The 16,709-nt window shown below is 57.5% G+C and carries 12 protein-coding genes; 8 read left to right on the top strand and 4 right to left on the bottom strand.

The features are described 5' to 3' along the window. Position 1: 1 nt before the first annotated feature. Positions 2–1,864 carry a pyruvate kinase gene (locus IEY47_RS03620; protein ID WP_188981806.1) on the bottom strand — a complete coding sequence of 621 codons (1,863 nt, stop codon included), beginning with the start codon at positions 1,862–1,864 and terminating at the stop codon, positions 2–4. 338 nt (positions 1,865–2,202) lie between these two features. Between IEY47_RS03620 and IEY47_RS03615 the strand changes: the two genes are divergently transcribed. Next, positions 2,203–3,195, top strand: a complete 993-nt coding sequence (locus IEY47_RS03615) for a TerC family protein (RefSeq protein ID WP_188981805.1) — start codon at positions 2,203–2,205, stop codon at positions 3,193–3,195. A 105-nt stretch (positions 3,196–3,300) separates the two neighbouring features. Here IEY47_RS03615 and IEY47_RS03610 read toward each other — a convergent pair whose 3' ends face one another. Continuing rightward, complete coding sequence (locus tag IEY47_RS03610) at positions 3,301–4,425, bottom strand: beta-ketoacyl-ACP synthase III (RefSeq protein WP_188981804.1); 1,125 nt, start codon at positions 4,423–4,425, stop codon at positions 3,301–3,303. A 95-nt stretch (positions 4,426–4,520) separates the two neighbouring features. Then, positions 4,521–5,726 carry a nicotinate phosphoribosyltransferase gene (gene pncB, locus IEY47_RS03605; protein WP_188981803.1) on the bottom strand — a complete coding sequence of 402 codons (1,206 nt, stop codon included), beginning with the start codon at positions 5,724–5,726 and terminating at the stop codon, positions 4,521–4,523. 145 nt (positions 5,727–5,871) lie between these two features. Here pncB and IEY47_RS03600 point away from each other — a divergent pair, with 145 nt between their 5' ends. Together IEY47_RS03600 and IEY47_RS03595 are read left to right on the top strand one after the other, a co-directional pair. Continuing rightward, positions 5,872–6,432, top strand: coding sequence for an ankyrin repeat domain-containing protein (locus IEY47_RS03600; protein WP_188981802.1), 561 nt, complete (start codon positions 5,872–5,874; stop codon positions 6,430–6,432). 395 nt (positions 6,433–6,827) lie between these two features. After that, positions 6,828–8,474 carry an acetolactate synthase large subunit gene (locus tag IEY47_RS03595; protein WP_188981801.1) on the top strand — a complete coding sequence of 549 codons (1,647 nt, stop codon included), beginning with the start codon at positions 6,828–6,830 and terminating at the stop codon, positions 8,472–8,474. A 55-nt stretch (positions 8,475–8,529) separates the two neighbouring features. Here the strand turns inward: IEY47_RS03595 and IEY47_RS03590 are convergent, their stop codons facing one another. Further along, on the bottom strand, positions 8,530–9,519 hold the full coding sequence (locus IEY47_RS03590) for a DctP family TRAP transporter solute-binding subunit (RefSeq protein WP_229779175.1): 990 nt from the start codon (positions 9,517–9,519) through the stop codon (positions 8,530–8,532). A gap of 562 nt (positions 9,520–10,081) precedes the next feature. On the opposite strand from IEY47_RS03590, the gene IEY47_RS03585 reads away from it, so the two are divergent. From IEY47_RS03585 to IEY47_RS03565, 5 genes are all read left to right on the top strand, one after another. Further along, positions 10,082–11,458, top strand: coding sequence for a TackOD1 domain-containing metal-binding protein (locus tag IEY47_RS03585; protein ID WP_188981800.1), 1,377 nt, complete (start codon positions 10,082–10,084; stop codon positions 11,456–11,458). After that, positions 11,458–12,786: a glycosyltransferase family 2 protein gene (locus IEY47_RS03580; protein WP_188981799.1), complete on the top strand. Its 1,329-nt coding sequence runs from the start codon at positions 11,458–11,460 to the stop codon at positions 12,784–12,786. The genes IEY47_RS03585 and IEY47_RS03580 overlap by 1 nt, the downstream gene beginning before the upstream one ends. Positions 12,787–12,802: 16 nt before the next feature. Then, positions 12,803–14,899, top strand: a complete 2,097-nt coding sequence (locus IEY47_RS03575) for a TolC family protein (RefSeq protein ID WP_188981798.1) — start codon at positions 12,803–12,805, stop codon at positions 14,897–14,899. Next, complete coding sequence (locus IEY47_RS03570; RefSeq protein ID WP_188981797.1) at positions 14,896–15,936, top strand: HlyD family secretion protein; 1,041 nt, start codon at positions 14,896–14,898, stop codon at positions 15,934–15,936. Before IEY47_RS03575 ends, IEY47_RS03570 begins: the two co-directional genes overlap by 4 nt. A 149-nt stretch (positions 15,937–16,085) precedes the next feature. Then, entirely contained in the window at positions 16,086–16,352 is a 267-nt protein-coding gene (locus IEY47_RS03565) for a DUF2790 domain-containing protein (RefSeq protein WP_188981796.1), read from the top strand. Positions 16,353–16,709: the final 357 nt, after the last annotated feature.

Genomic DNA, 16,709 nt, shown 5'->3' with positions numbered 1-16,709 from the left:
GTTAAGCGTTAGGCCGCTGTGCAACGGCAAGCCGACGCAGCATCTGGCGCTTTTTGTGGTGATGGGATTGCATACGGGTCAGCAGGTCATCGAGCGTCTCGACCGCCTTCAAGACATGCGGCCCCTTATTGAGCATGACGCATTCCGCGCGGACTCCCGTCGCGGCATCGGTAATCTCCGCGCGGGATGGCGAGCCTTTCTTCGCCAAGCTCTCCAACACCTGTGTTGCCCAGATCACAGGCACGTGAGCAGCCTCACACAGGCACAGGATTTCCTCCTGCAATTCGGCCATTCGCTCGAAGCCCCCTTCTACCGCAAGGTCGCCGCGCGCGATCATCACGCCGAACTTCGGATGGCGCATACCCGACATTAGCAGTGCGGGCAGACGCTCGAAGCCCTTGCGGGTTTCGATTTTCAGCACGATCCCCAGATGCATGGCATCGAGCCGTTCGAGATGCTCGAACAACAGGTCGACATCCCCTGGTTCGTTCACGAAGGACATCTCTACGACATCGGCGTGCTCCGCAGCGAACGTGAGTGCCTGCACATCATCTTCGCCGAGCGCATTCAACTGCAGCGTGCTTTGCGGAAAGTTGATCCCTTTGTCACTGCTCAAGTTGGCGCCGCCGGGCGCATGGGTGATGCGGACACGAAGCTCATCCGGCGCCGCCGACTCGATGACCCCGCCGATCTTCCCGTCGTCGAACCAAACGATTTGCCCGGCTTTCACATCGTTGAACACTTGTGGCAGCGTGCAGCCAATCGTTGCAGGGGTAAGAACGTTCCCCGCACTGTCGAGCGATGCAGGATGCCCCATGATTTCACCGCGGGTCACCAATAGCAGATCGTCTTCCTGGAGCCGAATTTTCCGGTCGCTGGAAGGAAATGCAGCGATCGTGGTTTCCCGCCCCTTGCGGTCGTCACTGGTGAGCGTTAGGCCGGGCGTGAAATAGATCGTCTTGTGAGCTTCCGCCCAGCAGCCCTGCTCCGTGCACTCGACAACATTGAGATGACGGCGTGACCCTCGTGCATCGTCCAACGTGACGCGCATGTCAGGCTTGAGGCTCGAAAGCCATTTCCCGGAGACACGCAAGCTCGCATCGCAGTTCGACGGCGCTTCGCTTGGACGCTCGATCATCGTCAACCAGATCCTCGCAGGAGACACGACCAGCCCCATACGGTCGCGCTGTGGCTTGGCTTTGCGCACCGCCGGCCCTGGATCGATCGGCCCTGTCCGTAGCTTGGGCCCCGCGAGGTCCATCATGACTTTGCAGGGGCGCCCAACCTCCTTCTCAGCGCGCCGAACGTGCTCGATCATGCGCGCCCAGGCCTCGGGACCGTCGTGCGCGCAATTGATACGAACGCTGTCCATCTTCGTGGCTAGCAGGTCCCGGATCATCGAGTAGTTGTCCGCCGCCTCGCTCGGCATCGTGACCATGATCCGAACATCGCGATCGACGGGCGCGGCGCCAAACAAGGCCAGGGCGTGCTCGTCCAGCAATCGCTCGCTCATTTTCATGTCCGGTGCGATGGGTTTACTCGATGAGGTCGGTTCTCCGGTCAGTCTTTCGAGCACGTCGATAACGGTCGATACCGCCGAAAGGATGTATCCCTCGGATCGCCCCAGAGAAGAAAGTCCCATGGCCGCGAGCTTCATCTGCAGGGGCCGGATATCGTGGCGACGCAACGCCAAGTACGCCAGCAGGTTTTCGCCGCTTTTGCGGTAAGACGCATCCAGAACCCCAAGTGTGCGGGACTGTTTTTCCTTGGAGGACATCATGCCGTCGCGCAGACGGGTCAATTGTTTGCGTGCGCTTTCCGCGTCTCGCTTCTTTATTACGCTGCGGTTGCGAGAGTTATTCATGTCAAATCAGCTCCAGGATAGCGCCGGGATTGCGAAGCCTCGTCGAACCGTGCGGTCCCGCTAGCTCATGTCTGAGGTAGGTGGATCGGTCGGGCGACGGCGACGCATTTTTAGCTACAGCCGTTAGGACCGCGCCAGCGCTCATCCTAGAGTCGAAGTGTTTTACAAACGGTGACAACGCTACGGATGACCCAAGACACGTTTTGCAAACTCTCTTTCATTGAGCGCCTTCACCGGGCGCTTTAACGTATGCACCAGTAACGCCGGGCCCCTCTGACGGCTGCCAGCCGCCATGTCGGAGTTACAGCTTGTACAACCGACAGTTCGAGGGGGCTCAGATGACCACTCTAGTTACGTTTCTCAACGCCGATTTTCTCGGCACCGCCACTTGGCTGTGGCTTGCTTTCATTGGCATCGTCGTTGCGCTGCTGGTCTTCGACCTCGGCGTGCTTCACCGTGAGCACCGCGAAATCGAGATCAAGGAAAGCTTGCTGCTCTCGGCGGGCTACATCACCGCGGGCCTGCTATTCGGTGCTTGGGTCTGGTTCCAGAAAGGTGGCGACTCCGGCATGGAGTACTACACCGGCTTTCTAATCGAAAAATCATTGTCGATGGACAACGTGTTCGTCATGGCGATGATCTTCGGTTTTCTCGGCATCCCGCGTAAGTACCAGCATGAGGTACTGTTCTGGGGGATCATGGGCGTGATCGTGCTACGCGCAATCATGATTGGGCTTGGCGCCACGTTGATCCACAGCTTTGACTGGATACTCTATGTATTCGGGGTGTTTCTGGTCATCACCGGCATCAAGATGCTGTTCAGTAAGGTGCACGACGATCCGGACCTGTCGGACAACAAATTCCTCCAGTTCCTGCGCCGTCACCTGCCGGTGACCGACGAGCTCCATGGCGACCGTTTCCTCGTCAAACAGGAAGACGCCAACGGCAAGATGAAGACGTGGATCACGCCGCTGCTGCTGGCGTTGATCATGATCGAGTGTGCCGATATCGTCTTCGCGGTCGACAGCGTCCCCGCAATCTTCGCCATCACGCTGGACCCGTTCATCGTCTACACCTCGAACATCTTCGCCATCCTGGGACTGCGGGCCTTGTACTTCGCGCTGTCGGCGATGATCCACCGCTTTGCCTATCTCAAGTACGCGTTGGCACTGGTCCTGGTGTTCATCGGGTGCAAGATCTTCCTGGTCAACATCATCGGCAAGTTCCCGCCTGCGCTCTCGCTGAGCGTGACGTTCGGCCTGTTGCTCGGCGGTGTGCTGCTGTCGCTGTGGAAGACGCGTGGCGAGAAAGAGGCGCCCACGCAAGGCTGACGTTGAAGCGGAGTTTCGGGATGATCGTAGGACGGGTGCAACCGGCGCGGAGCGATTGACGAAGCCGCGGGTTCTGCCCGCCCTACAAAAGCCGAATGACGGGATTTACACCTTTCTTAGAATCACGCTTCCGATCGAATACCCCGCGCCAAACGAGCTGAGCACACCCATCGTTCCGCTCGCCAAGTCATCGTTATGCAGGTGGAAGGCGATCACCGATCCTGCTGAACTTGTATTCGCGTATGTGTCGAGAATGACCGGGGCCTCGCCCTCTTCCGCGTCCCGCCCCAACAGTTTGCGCGCGATCAACAGGTTCATATTGAGATTCGCCTGGTGTAACCAGAAGCGCTTGACCTGGTTCACGTCGATACCCGTCTGGGCGAGATGCTGGCCGATAAGGTCCGCCACCATCGGGCACACTTCCTTAAATACTTTGCGCCCTTCCTGCACGAAGAGTTTGTCGGGATTACTCAGGGCGGCGTCTTCGGCGGTTCGATTCAGAAAGCCAAAGTTATTGCGAATGTTGTTCGAGAATTGCGTCAGGAGCTTGGTGCCCAATATTTCCCACTGGTGCCCTGCCGTCGCGTTGTCAGCCCGCTGCACGATCACCGCAGTCGCCGCGTCACCAAAGATGAAGTGGCTGTCGCGATCGCGGAAATTCAGGTGCGCAGTGCAGATTTCCGGATTCACTAGCAGTACCGCACGGGCCTGGCCCAATTGCACAGCATTCGCTGCGGCCTGCAAACCGAATGTTGCCGATGAGCAAGCAACGTTCATATCGAAGCCGAATCCCTCGATACCCAGCGCCGCCTGCACTTCGATTGCGATGGCGGGATAGGGGCGCTGCAGGTTGGAGCAGGCGACGATAACGGCGTCGATATCGGCGGGCGTCATGTTCGCGCGCGCGAGCGCCTGTTGCGCGGCCGCGACCGACATCTCGCACAAGACACTCCACTGATCGTTGCTGCGCTCGGGTATCGCCGGCTTCATACGCTCTGGATCGAGAATGCCCGTTTTGTCCATCACGAAACGGCTCTGGATCCCAGACGCTTTCTCGATAAAGGCAACGCTGGATTCGCCCAACGGTTCGCACGTCCCCGCTGCGATCGCCTCGGCGTGCGTCGCGTTGAACTGTTGGACGTAGGTATTGAAGGCCGTTACCAGCTCTTCGTTCGAAATGCGATGCGGGGGCGTGTACAGCCCGGTCCCGCTGATGACTGCCTTATGCACGGACGTTCCTCTTGTGATTGTTGCCGTAGTCGTGCGCCGGGATGTTCTCACCTGCCGGCTTTAACGGCTCGTCGCGCTCGAGCCGTACGGCGGGATCAACTCGCCGCGTCCACCTTGAATACGTGTTTGAGGTAACGGATGAAGTTTTCATCTCGGCACTGCGTTTTGCCAGGCGAGTCGGAGATCTTGGCCACGGGCTGACCGTTACAGGACGTCATTTTGATCACAGCGTTCAGCGGCCGAACGCCCGGCACGTCGCAGGTCAGCTTGGTGCCGATGCCGAAACTCACATTGATCCGCCCCCTCAGGGCGCGATAGATGTTCAACGATTTCTCGAAATCGAGGGAATCGGAGAACACCAGTGTTTTGGTACGCGGGTCGACGCCCATCGAATGGTAATGCGCGATGGCCTTCTCGCCCCACTGGATGGGATCGCCCGAGTCGTGCCGCAAGCCATCGAAAAGCTTGGCGAAGTACAAGTCGAAGTCTCGGAGGAAGGCGTCCATGGTGATGACATCGGTCAGCGCGATGCCCAGCAACCCCCGGTATTCACGCACCCAACTTTCGAGCGCGGCGACTTGGCTGTCGATCAGACGCATGCCCAGTTGCTGATGCGCCATCAGCCACTCGTGGGCCATGGTACCGATGGGTTTCAGGTCCAGCTCTTTCGCCAGATGCACATTGCTGGTGCCCACAAAACGGCCAGGGAAATCTTCTTTGAGAATTCGTAGCACTTCTGCCTGGGCGGTATACGAAAAACGTCTGCGGGTACCAAAATCAGCGAGGTTGAACCCCGCCAACTCCTCATCGGACGCCAACGCACGAAGCTTGTCGAACTTCTCATAGAGCGGCGCGCGGACCTGCTCAAGCGTGATGTCTGCGTGCAGACGGCGATTGCGAATCTCGCTGACCGTCGCCAGTAGTGGCACTTCATAAAGGATGACGTGCAGCCAAGGCCCGCGCAGGCGGATGAACACTTGGCCGTCCTCTTCGCCAACGTACAAGTACGACGGGTTGAAACGGAACAGGCTGAGAAAGCGAATGAAGTCTGGCTTCAGGAACGGGATGCGCTCGAGGAACGCCAGCTCACCCGCTGACAATTGCAAGTCGGCGAGGCTTTCCAGCGCGTGGCGAATATCTGCGAGATAAGGCCTGAGATCTTCATCACTGCGACAGCGAAACTCCCACTCGACTTCCGCGTTCGGATAGTTGTGCAGCACCGCCTGCATCATGGTCAATTTGTAGAAGTCGGTGTCCAACAGGTTTTGCACGATCCGCTTCGCGAACGGGCTGTCGCTCATCTTGTACTCCTTCGGCCTGTTCGGCATGCATGCGGGTTCGACAGAGCGCACAGCCGATCGTTTGGCGGGTCCGCATTATGCGCGACTCTCGCCGTAAAACGCGATGCTTCGCGGAGTTCGTCACGGTTCGCTAAAAGGAGAAAACATGAGTAGTGAGTCGAACATCGGTGTGCCGGAGATGACCGCCGAGGAAATGCAGGAGTTTGCGAATCAGGTATTCGATGTGGCGCGCAAAGGTGACGCCTCTATGCTCGGACGGCTGCTTGAGAAAGATCTGCCGCCAAACTTGCGCAACCACAAAGGTGATTCGCTGCTCATGCTAGCCAGCTACCACGGCCACCTCGACGCTACCCGCGTATTGCTGGAGCACGGGGCTGACCCAAATACGCGAAACGACAACGGTCAATCACCCCTGGCAGGTGCGGGCTTCAAGGGCAACCTTGCGATGGCCACGCTGTTGCTGGATCACGGCGCCGAGGTCGATGCGACAACACCGGATGGCAAGACCGCGCTGATGATGGCCGCCATGTTCAATCGCGTCGATATCGTCGAGCTACTGGTCGCGCGCGGTGCCAACCCGGATGCCCAGGACATCAACGGCGTCACCGCCCTGAGCATCGCCCAAAGCATGGGCGCACAGGATACGCCGGTGCGTCTGATGGAGCTGATGGCCGAGCGGGACAGCACGAGCACCGCCTATAGGTAGCGCCATCACGAAGATTGCTGGGTCGGTGTCTCCACTCATCTTCTCCGGACGATTAAAGGCCTCGTTGCCCGACGTTGAGCATTGCGAGTCGGAGCAGCGGGCAACTTGCCGGGACTTCGTCTGCCTGCATACCGCAATGCCCTAACCGCCTAGCGATTAGTCATCCCCGTCACTCGACGGAATGGCGCATATAAAACGTGTGCGCCAATCTGTCGCATTCACCCCCTCCTGCATCTGGCATTGAGGCAGTACACTGGCGTCCGCCGAACGCTTGTAGCAAAAATTTGCGAGCACTACGGCATTCTTGTTGTCCACTCAGGGTCCGTCGCGGGCACCGACTCCGCCCCGCCACGATCCATGCGCTTTGCACACCGACAGGGAACAGGTACAAAAACATGCAAAAGGCTTCTGACCTCACCGTCCAATGCTTGGAAAACGAGGGCGTCGAGTACATTTTTGGTATTCCCGGGGAAGAAAATCTCGACCTGCTGGACTCATTGTCTCGCTCGGAACAGATCAAGCTCATTCTCACACGCCACGAGCAATCCGCAGGTTTCATGGCCGCTACCTATGGTCGCCTGACCGGCAAGGTTGGCGTATGCCTATCGACCCTCGGCCCGGGCGCAACCAACCTGGTCACTGCGGGTGCCTACGCCTATCTAGGCGGCATGCCGATGATGATGATTACCGGCCAGAAGCCCATTAAGAAGTCCAAGCAGGGACGTTTCCAAATCATCGACGTATGCAAGATGATGTCCCCGCTGACCAAGTACACCCACCAGTTCGCGTCCGCTGACAACATTCCTTCGCGTATTCGTGAAGCGGTGCGCCTGGCCGAAGAAGAAAAGCCAGGTTCAGTTCACCTCGAGCTGCCCGAAGATATCGCTGAAGAGCTGACGGAAAGTCTACCGATACCGGCTAGCCTGTCGCGTCGCCCGCTGGCGGAAGAAAAGGCCATCAACGCCGCCGTTGCCAAGCTCGAAGCGGCCAAGAGCCCGATCATCGTCATCGGCGCAGGCGCCAACCGCAAGATGACAGCTCGCGTACTCAAGCAGCTGATCGAAAAGACCGGAATTCCTTTCGTCACTACTCAGCTGGGCAAGGGTGTGGTTGACGAGCGCCACCCGCGCTTCCTTGGTAACGCCGCTCTTTCGGCTGGCGATTTCGTACACCGCTCCATCGAGTCAGCTGACCTGATCATCAATGTCGGGCACGACGTCATCGAGAAGCCGCCATTCTTCATGGTCCGCGGCGGCACCGAAGTCATCCACGTGAACTTTCGCTCGGCTGAAGTCGATCCGGTGTACTTCCCGCAGATCGAAGTCGTCGGCGATATCGCCAATGCCATCTGGCAGATTTGCGAAGCGATCACGCCACAAGCGCACTGGGATTTCAGCCGGCTGCTGACGATTCGCGAAGCGAACGAGGCGCACGTGCAGGAAGGCAGCACCGATGCGCGCTTCCCGATGTACCCACAGCGTGTCGTGGCCGATCTGCGCAAGGTCATGCCATCCACCGGCATCATCGCCCTCGACAACGGCGTCTACAAAATCTGGTTCGCGCGCAACTACAAGGCGCACATGCCGAACACCGTTTTGCTGGACAACGCTCTGGCCACAATGGGGGCCGGAATGCCGTCTGCAATGGCTGCGCGGCTCGTATATCCAGACACTCACATTGTGTCGGTCTGCGGTGACGGTGGTTTCATGATGAATAGCCAGGAGCTGGAGACGGCCGTTCGCCTGAACATGAACCTTGTGGTCGTCATCCTGCGTGACGATGCGTACGGCATGATTCGCTGGAAGCAGTCGCAGATGGGCCTGGCTGACTATGGCCTGACCTACGGCAACCCGGACTTCGTCAAATACGCCGAAAGCTATGGTGCCAAGGGTCACCGTGTCGAGAGCGCTGAAGGTTTCGCGCCGCTCATCGAACGCTGCCTCAATGAACCTGGCGTCCATGTAATCGACTGCCCCGTCGACTACACGGAGAACGATTACATTCTGCACCAGGAGATCAAGGTCCGTAGCGCGGAGCTTTGATCGTACGTACCCAAATAGAAAAGGCGGCCTAGACCGCCTTTTCTATTCTTACGCGTTAACGCCGATTCACCGTCTGCGCGGCGCGAATCACACTGGCGCCGATGTCACTTTCATGTCGCTTGAGCAACGGCTGCATGGCTTCCCGCCATGCCTTGATCTGCTGCGCATCGAGGGTAACGACCGTGCTGCTTCCAGACGCGACAATCATCTCGCGGTTCTTCGCATTGATCGCCTCTGCGTCACGATTGACCGACGCGGTCACCTCGTCCGCGATCGACTGCAATTCCGACCGAACCTTGAACGGCAGGCCGTTCCAGAATTTGGTATCGATCAACAGCATGTAGCTCAGCACGCCATGGTTGGTCTCGCTGATGTGCGGCTGAACGGTATTGAGCTTTTGGCTGTAGTAGTTGGACCACGTGTTTTCGGTGCCCTGCACTTGACCACTCTGCAACGCACGAAACGACTCGGAGAACGGCATCTTCACACCCGTGGCTCCCACCATTTCGAACTGTTCGACGAGCATGTCCGATGCCTGGATACGAAACGTAAGCCCCTTGGCGTCCGCGGGTAATTTCAGTGATTTATTCGCGGAAAGCTGCTTCATGCCGTTGTTCCAGAACGCGAGCCCGGTGATGCCCTGGTTGGACAGAGCTCCAAGCAAACGAACACCACTATCCCGGGATTGGAAACGTTGCACCGCCGCAAGGTCATCGAAAAGGAAGGGCAGATCGAAGACCTGCAGTTCCCGTGTATAGCGATCAAATTTGGAAAGCGAAGGCGCGAGCATCTGGACATCGCCTCGGATCAACGCTTCGAGTTCCTCATCGTCGCCATACAAGCTTGAATTCGGGTAGACCTCGACGCGTACCTTGTCGCCCAACCGCTCCGCGACTCGCTTTTGGAACAGGAGTGCACCGCGCCCTTTTGGCGTGTCTTCGGCAACCACGTGCGAAAACTTGATCACCACGGGCTCAGCGAGCGCGGCAAACGAAACAAGCGCCAGTGATATCGCGATTAGCGGTTTGAACATCTGTCTGAACATCACATCTCCCTCTGCGAAAAATAGAGCCCAACGCTTCGTCAACCCATACGCAACGGCGCAACTACCTTCAGGTACAGCCGGTACGAATTGATCAATCCACAACTCGTTGCAATTACTGTGCGTGAAGGATCATGCAATCGTTCATTACCACGCAAAACTTCCGTCGACCATTCGCGGATGCGTTTGCGAATCCGGACGATATGTCCGAATACGCGTCGAGCCTTGCGATATCGTTAGCTCAAGAACCCCGTCTCACCTGGCTGTCTTCGCCGAATCCCAAATCGAATGGCTGGTATCGTTAGTTGCTTCTTTTTACGAGGCCCGTGAGCATCGTCGAGCGATCTAAGGTTTCCGATGTCGCGAATCCACGTCTTCAGAAGAACCGGCGCCAAGCGATTTGGGGCAAAAATTGACAAGACGTGACCAAGATTAGTTATCGAAACCGGGTCCATCGCCAGACTAGTGTGACGCGTTTCACATTAACAGCACCCAAATAACGAACTGCCCGCTTCGCTTAAAGTCCGACCCCTATACGGAAAATAGCGCAGTAGGCAAAAAATACGTGACGAGTTACCGATTTGCGGTGATAGGAACACCGCATTGTGAAGATTTAGGGGCTACAGATCGCTTCGAACATTCAACCCATTTACTGAAGTCCGGCATTGACTACGACGCCGTCATCGTGAGCGGTGATGCCGAGTCCGACCCTGCCGAACTGGAACGACTCCGTCGTACATCGACGTATGCGCTGAAGCCGCTTTTCACATCGAAAAGCGCTAAGGGCGTAGCGGCCGCGCTATCCGACGGCGCTGCGCCGGAAAGCATCAAAGCACTTGAAGAGATCTGCCGCTCGTACGCTGAGCGACTATCGATGTTCAACCGCGGCCGGCCGCCACTTGGACTAGAAGCAAAAGTGCTGGCCTACCTATGGATGCGCGGCTCGGAGAAGGTCCTGGCTGTTCGGGACGCTGCGGCGCCACAATTCTATCAATATCCATTGATCGATGCGCTTGCGGACGAGCCAGTGAATGCCGCGGTGTGGTTGCAGGGGCTCGCCCAGCGAGGCCTGCTGCACACGGATCACCTGATTGATCGAATTCGTCTGTGCTCCCACTGCGGCTCGGGCCGGCTCAACTACATCGATGTCTGCGTCGAATGCCAGTCGATGGAAATTCGCCGTCAACCGTCACTGCATTGCTTCACTTGCGGTCACGTCGGGCACCAAGAGCAATTCCTCAAAGACGGTACCTTGGTGTGCCCCAATTGCATGACGCGTCTTCGGCATATCGGCACTGACTATGATCGGCCGCTGGAAAATTACCATTGCAACAACTGCAGCGCCTTCTTCGTGGACGCGGACGTAGAGGCCCGCTGTCTAGACTGCGGGACTCACCACACCCCTGATCAATTGCATGTGCGGGAAATACGGGACTATGCACTCACGGAGTCCGGCATGCTCGCCTGCCGTCAGGGCCTGGACCAGACGAATCTCAATTATTTTGGCCAGCTTTCCATGGTTGGCGCCACGTCGTTCAAAGTCCTGCTGGACTGGCAACTCGAGCTGATTCAGCGCCATAAAGCGCCCTCCTTCGTGCTGCTGGGTGTCCGTTTTCGAAATCTTGCGCAAACCCTGGCGCGGCTGGGAGAGCAGCGCGGTCATGCGCTACTCGATACATTGGTCGAGCGTATGCAGGAAGCCATTCGGGATACGGACCGCTGCACACGAACGAGTGAAGAGCACCTCTGGCTGCTGTTGATGCACACTGATCAACAGGGCATCGATCGGGTCAGCCAGCGCCTGGAGAAGCTAAGCACGCTATTCGTGGGCGACGAGCTTCAGGATATCGCGCTTAGCCAAGTCGCTTGCGTGGCTCCGCGCGATGTCGTGTCGGAGGAGAACGCCGAACTGCTGCTCGCCCGCCTAACCGGGGAGCTTTAATGCAGGCATTGCTCGAACACTGGGAGCTGTGGCTGCAGGATATCTCGGGGGCCGATGGCCATTGGCGGCTCTTCCTGATGGTGTTCCCGTATTTCCTGCTACTGGAAGTGCCGCTGAACCTTCTTGTGCTCGCCGGCACGCTTCGTTGGTTCGTCCGCAAGCGTAGCGCGACGCCCATGCGTAGCCTCTACCGGCCGCGGGTGTCCTGCATCATCACGTGCTACAGCGAAGGCCACGATGTCGAGAAAACACTGCGCAGCCTGGCCGAGCAAACCTATCCCGGTAGCATCGAGATCATCCCTATTGTCGACGGTGCCACGGCGAACCAAGCAACTCTGTATGCGGTAAGACGTTTCAAGGCTACACAGCGCATGCCGAAGAACCGAATCATTCGGCCCTTGGCCAAATGGCAACGCGGCGGTCGTGTGTCCTCACTAAACGCCGGGCTTGCCTATGGCAGTGGCGAAATCATCATCAACGTCGACGGCGATACCTCCTTCGATAACGACATGGTGGTGAAGATGGTTCGCCATTTCGAAGACCCGAAGGTGCCTGCAGTGGCAGGAAGCCTTCGCGTGAGAAACGTCGGCCAGTCGTGGGTTGCGAGGGTACAGGCGCTCGAATACTTGCTGTCCATCCACATGAGCAAGATCGGATTGGCCGAGTGGAATCTCGTCAATAACGTGTCAGGCGCATTCGGCGCATTCCGCCGCAGCTTTCTTCAGCAAATAGGCGGCTGGGACACGCATACTGCCGAAGATCTGGACCTTACGTTACGGATGAAAAGCTACTTCCGCCGCTACGGATTGCGTATCCCCTTCGACCCCGAGGCAATAGGCCACACGGATGCGCCACATACGTTGCGCGGGTATTTGCAACAGCGCCTGCGCTGGGACGGCGATCTTTTCTTCGTCTACATCCGCAAGCATGCGCATAGCTTCAATCCCCAGCTCGTCGGTTGGCCAAATTTTCTGATGCTGCTGCTCAGCGGCCTGTTCTTCCAGCTAATCCTGCCCTTCATCATTCTTGGCTATTCGCTGGTGGCGCTCTTCATCCTTCCCTTCACGGCTTTCGTGTTTTACGCAGCGTTGATTTACCTCTTGTACCTCGCAATGGCGAGCTTGCTCTATCTCGGCTTGATGCTGATGGTCAGCGAACGGCCACGGCAAGACTTGAAGTTGCTGCTGATCCTTCCCTTCTTCCCGTTCGCCATGTTCGGGCTTCGGTGTTGGAGCGTCTACGCGGTGCTCAACGAAGTGCTTCGCCGAGGGCATGAAGAGTCGAGCATGGCGCCTTGGTGGGTGCTCAAACGCGCCAATCGGTTTTAGGAACACCTTCAAACCAATGATCGAAAAAAACTACACATATTGCGTCCTGCTGGGGATGACCCTGATCGCGGGCCATGCCCAGGCACGTCCTTTGAGTATGGCTGACGTACTGGCGCAAGCTGGAAATGGAAGTGGGTACGCGGCAGCGAACGCCGAACTCGAGGCACGCTACGCGGCCAAGGATCAGCGGCAGAGCGAGCGCGGTTGGCAGCTGTTTTCATCGGTCAGCTCGGGCTATTACAAGGAGTTGGTAACGGAGGACCAGCGCAACGAATACACCGGTCTCTCCTACTCGATTGGCGTGCGCTACCCGCTATTCGGAACGTTGCGCCGCCGCGCAGAAGCGGTACGCAGCGCAGAGGGCGACATCCAGCGTGGTGAATACGAGCGAGCCTTGGCCCGGGCTCAGCAGCGCCTGTACTTACGCAGTGCCTATGCAGATTGGTGGCGTGCGTACGAAGAGAATCGTCTCTGTCACGACGTATCGGCGGCCTGGAACAAGGCAGAGCGAACCTTGGATGAGCGTTTGGCCGGTCGTTGGATACGCCCTTCCGAAGCGCGTTTGATGCGTAGCGAGTGGACATCCGTTCGCCGACGTTGCGACCTCCAGTCGTCGATGCTCGCTGACATGAGAGCAATGCTGGTCAGCCTTGGGGTGACATTGAAGCCTTCCGACACTCCAGCCGCATCGACTATCGCTCGATCACCGAAGCCCCTGTCAGCCTGGGCGGACGCACTTGATGAAAATCCTCGCATTGGCCAGCGCCAGGTGGATGTGGATGTCGCTAACGCGAACCGAGATCAGCCTTGGTACACGGCGGTGAATTCGGAGTTCGCGCTGTCGGCAGGCCGTGAGGAACGGCCGTTTGAGTCGGGCCCGCCGGGTTATGGCGTCACAGCGGGGATTACCTTTTCCGCCCCTTTCGACGTGCTGGATTATGGAACCGCTCGCGGTAAGGAAAGCGAGGCGCGCTACCAAGCCGCAAATCATGCCCTGGAGGCTGAAAGAGCATTATTGGTACGCGAGATTGGCGCGGTCCTCGCGCGCTATCGCAGGGCGGTGGATGAGTACAGTTGGCGCGCTGAACGACGATCAGCGATCGATGCGATCATCGCAGAAGAGCGCCAACGAGGCTCGCTGGACGCCGGTGATGCTGCCGTACGGATTATTCAGGCCCAGGTGGATCACTACAACGCCAACTTCGCAATGATCTCGGCGTGGCATGGTGCTTGGCTCGAGCAATCCGCGTTGCAGCTATTTGAAGACGACCAGAGCAAATTGGCCGAGCTAATCGGTACCTCACAAATAGCCTGGGATGCACCATGGGCATCGATGAGCGAGGTTCGTCAGAAGCGGACGTGGGCGCAAGGCACATACATCTGGGAAAGCGAAGCGCTTCTATCTTCTGCGACTCAAGATGCTCAACTCATAGCCCTGCAGAACGCAGGAATGGGTGTCATTCATGTGGGGCTCAATGGGGTTCAGGTGGCTGCGGGGGCGGTTACGCACAATGCGCTTGCGGGCCTGATCCGTAAGGCACATGCCAAAAACATTCAGGTCAATCTTCTGCTTGGCGACGCGAACTGGATGAAGCCTCAGAGTCGTCCGCAGTTGATGGCCCTGATCAATCGCTATCGCGATTTGCCATTCGATGGGCTTCATCTTGATCTCGAAGTTGAACAGTTGGGCTGGCCGGTTCCAGATCAGCGATTGAGGGATTGGATTGCAACCCTCAAGGATGCCAAAGCTGCGAGTCCATGGCCCCTCGCCATTTCTAGCCATCCGCGCTGGTTTGGTGAAATGGCTGAGCGCGGTCCATGCGTTCCGTGCGAAGTCGACAAGCTTGGCCTCCAGGCGGTGAGCCTGATGATTTACACCCGCAACCCCGGTCGTAGCGCTGATGCAGCACAAGCGGCCGCGAAGCGCTGGCCAAACATCGCTTTTCGTCTTGCCCAGAGCGTCGAGCCAGATCTACCAGCGGATTTGAGTTGGGCTGGCTTGAACGCAGCGCGTCTCAGCGAGCAAAGCCGTTCGTGGCAAACGCAATTGCGTAAGAGCGGCGTGGCCGGCATCGACTGGCAATCCTGGAGCTACTACCCGAGCACACCATGAAGATACGTTTTGACAGTAATAAGGAAAGAAAGCCGACTCAAGACAATGGGCTCGAGGTGCTTTACGCCCCAGGAAAGCGAACGGCGTTCCGCCTCCGCTGGTATTTGATTCTGTTTCTTATCGTGCTTCCAGCGCTTGTGCTCACGACCAACTACGGGCTCGATCTCATTCGCGTCGAGGCCCCGGCATTGATTCGCTTACCTATGACTGAAGTACGCGCAAGGCAACCCGGCCAAATTAGCAAGATAGATGTTCGCCAGGGCGATCACGTCGACGCCGGTTTGCCGCTGCTCCAGATGGACAATCCCGAATGGCGCTTACGCCTGGCGGTATTGCAGTTAACCAAAAGCGAGGCCACGAGTGCTGGGACTACGGTTAACACTCGCAACCGCGCGGTGCTGCGAACATTAGTGGAGCGCGCTCGCGCTCGCGTTACCGAAACACGCCGCTTGCTTAGATCTGGTGCAGCTACAAGAGGTGAATTGTTAAATGCCGAGAATGAGCGGGATGCGCGAGAGGCGGAACTGCTCTCTTTCGAGCGCAGTGTCATCGCGACAGCGCAAAATCCAGCGGACGATCGTTATCGGGATCAATTAGACGCTGAGCGGAAGTGGCTGATTGGCCAACTTAAAAACCTGCAACAGCGCGCGCCGGAGAACGGCCGAATTGCTGAGATCATTGCGAACGAGGGGGAAAATGTTGGGCCTGGCACACTATTGATGAGAATGGAGAGAAGCGGCCCCGCGCAGCTATGGATCTACATGAATCCTAGCGATGTCGAATTTAGCACTCAAGGTACAAGATTGAGGGTGCGGCTCCCGGACGGTAACTTCCGAGCAGCAACCGTGTTGAACCCGGCTGAGACCACTAACCCCCTACCTCCCGATCTACGCAGACCATTTTCAAGCCCAACCAGAGGCTTATTGGTGCTTGCAGAATTTGATGAGCCCCTGCCAAACGAATGGCGTGTCGACTCGTTGCCCGTTCAAGTCAGATTTCCAGGTAGGACGTTGAGCCTATTCGGCCTCAACCTGTGACTTCTTCTAAGCCGCGGAAATATTCAGTAGCAAGCTAATATGTTGCTAGGTGATATCGACTAGCAAAGACGTTGATTTCTCTCCCGGAGAGCCAAGTGGTTACATAAATCCCGTACACGTAATCACTCGATTCTTTAGGAGACTTGCCCATGAAAACTCATTCAGTCGTTTCCGCTTTAATCGCCAGCCTCATAGCGCCGGCGGTGTTCGCATCCTCTTCACCTTCGGCCGCTGACGTGCCAGTCGTCGACTACCGCTATGGAATGAAGCTCGACATCGAAAAAGTCGTGCATCGCACAGACAATTCGAAGAAAGCCGGAGTTGTACCAACAATCGTGACTTACCAAGACCACAGCGGGGCCGTTCACAAGGTCCGTTTTCTGGAGTGGGGCGGGCGCACTAGCGATCAGGCCTAAGTCGGTTGCTGGTAATCGCTAAATAGGCTGGAAGTTAAAAAGTGCTGCAGCAAAACTATTAGGTTTGGGCAATGCGTAGTGATGGGCTGGCACGCATTGGGCGTACGCAGCAGCGTTAGCTAAAGCCATTACAAAGACGGCGCTCGCAGTAGGCGCCGTTCTACTTAGCCCTAGTTCGTAAGCCCGGTAGCGGCGATCCCTACGCCCAGCCTATACAAGCTTGTAATGCGTGCGCCTAGAGGAAGGCGGAGATCGCACGTTTCTACGCCCTTCTCATGCCCCTATTTTCCGTCCGCAAAAGAAAACCCCCAGTCTCTTTCGAGGCTGGGGGTTTTCGGTATAGGTGCTTGACGATGA

The organism is Pseudomonas matsuisoli (genome assembly GCF_014647635.1).
GTDB classification, from domain to species: domain Bacteria; phylum Pseudomonadota; class Gammaproteobacteria; order Pseudomonadales; family Pseudomonadaceae; genus Pseudomonas_P; species Pseudomonas_P matsuisoli.
This window is presented reverse-complemented; position numbering and strand designations above follow the sequence as displayed.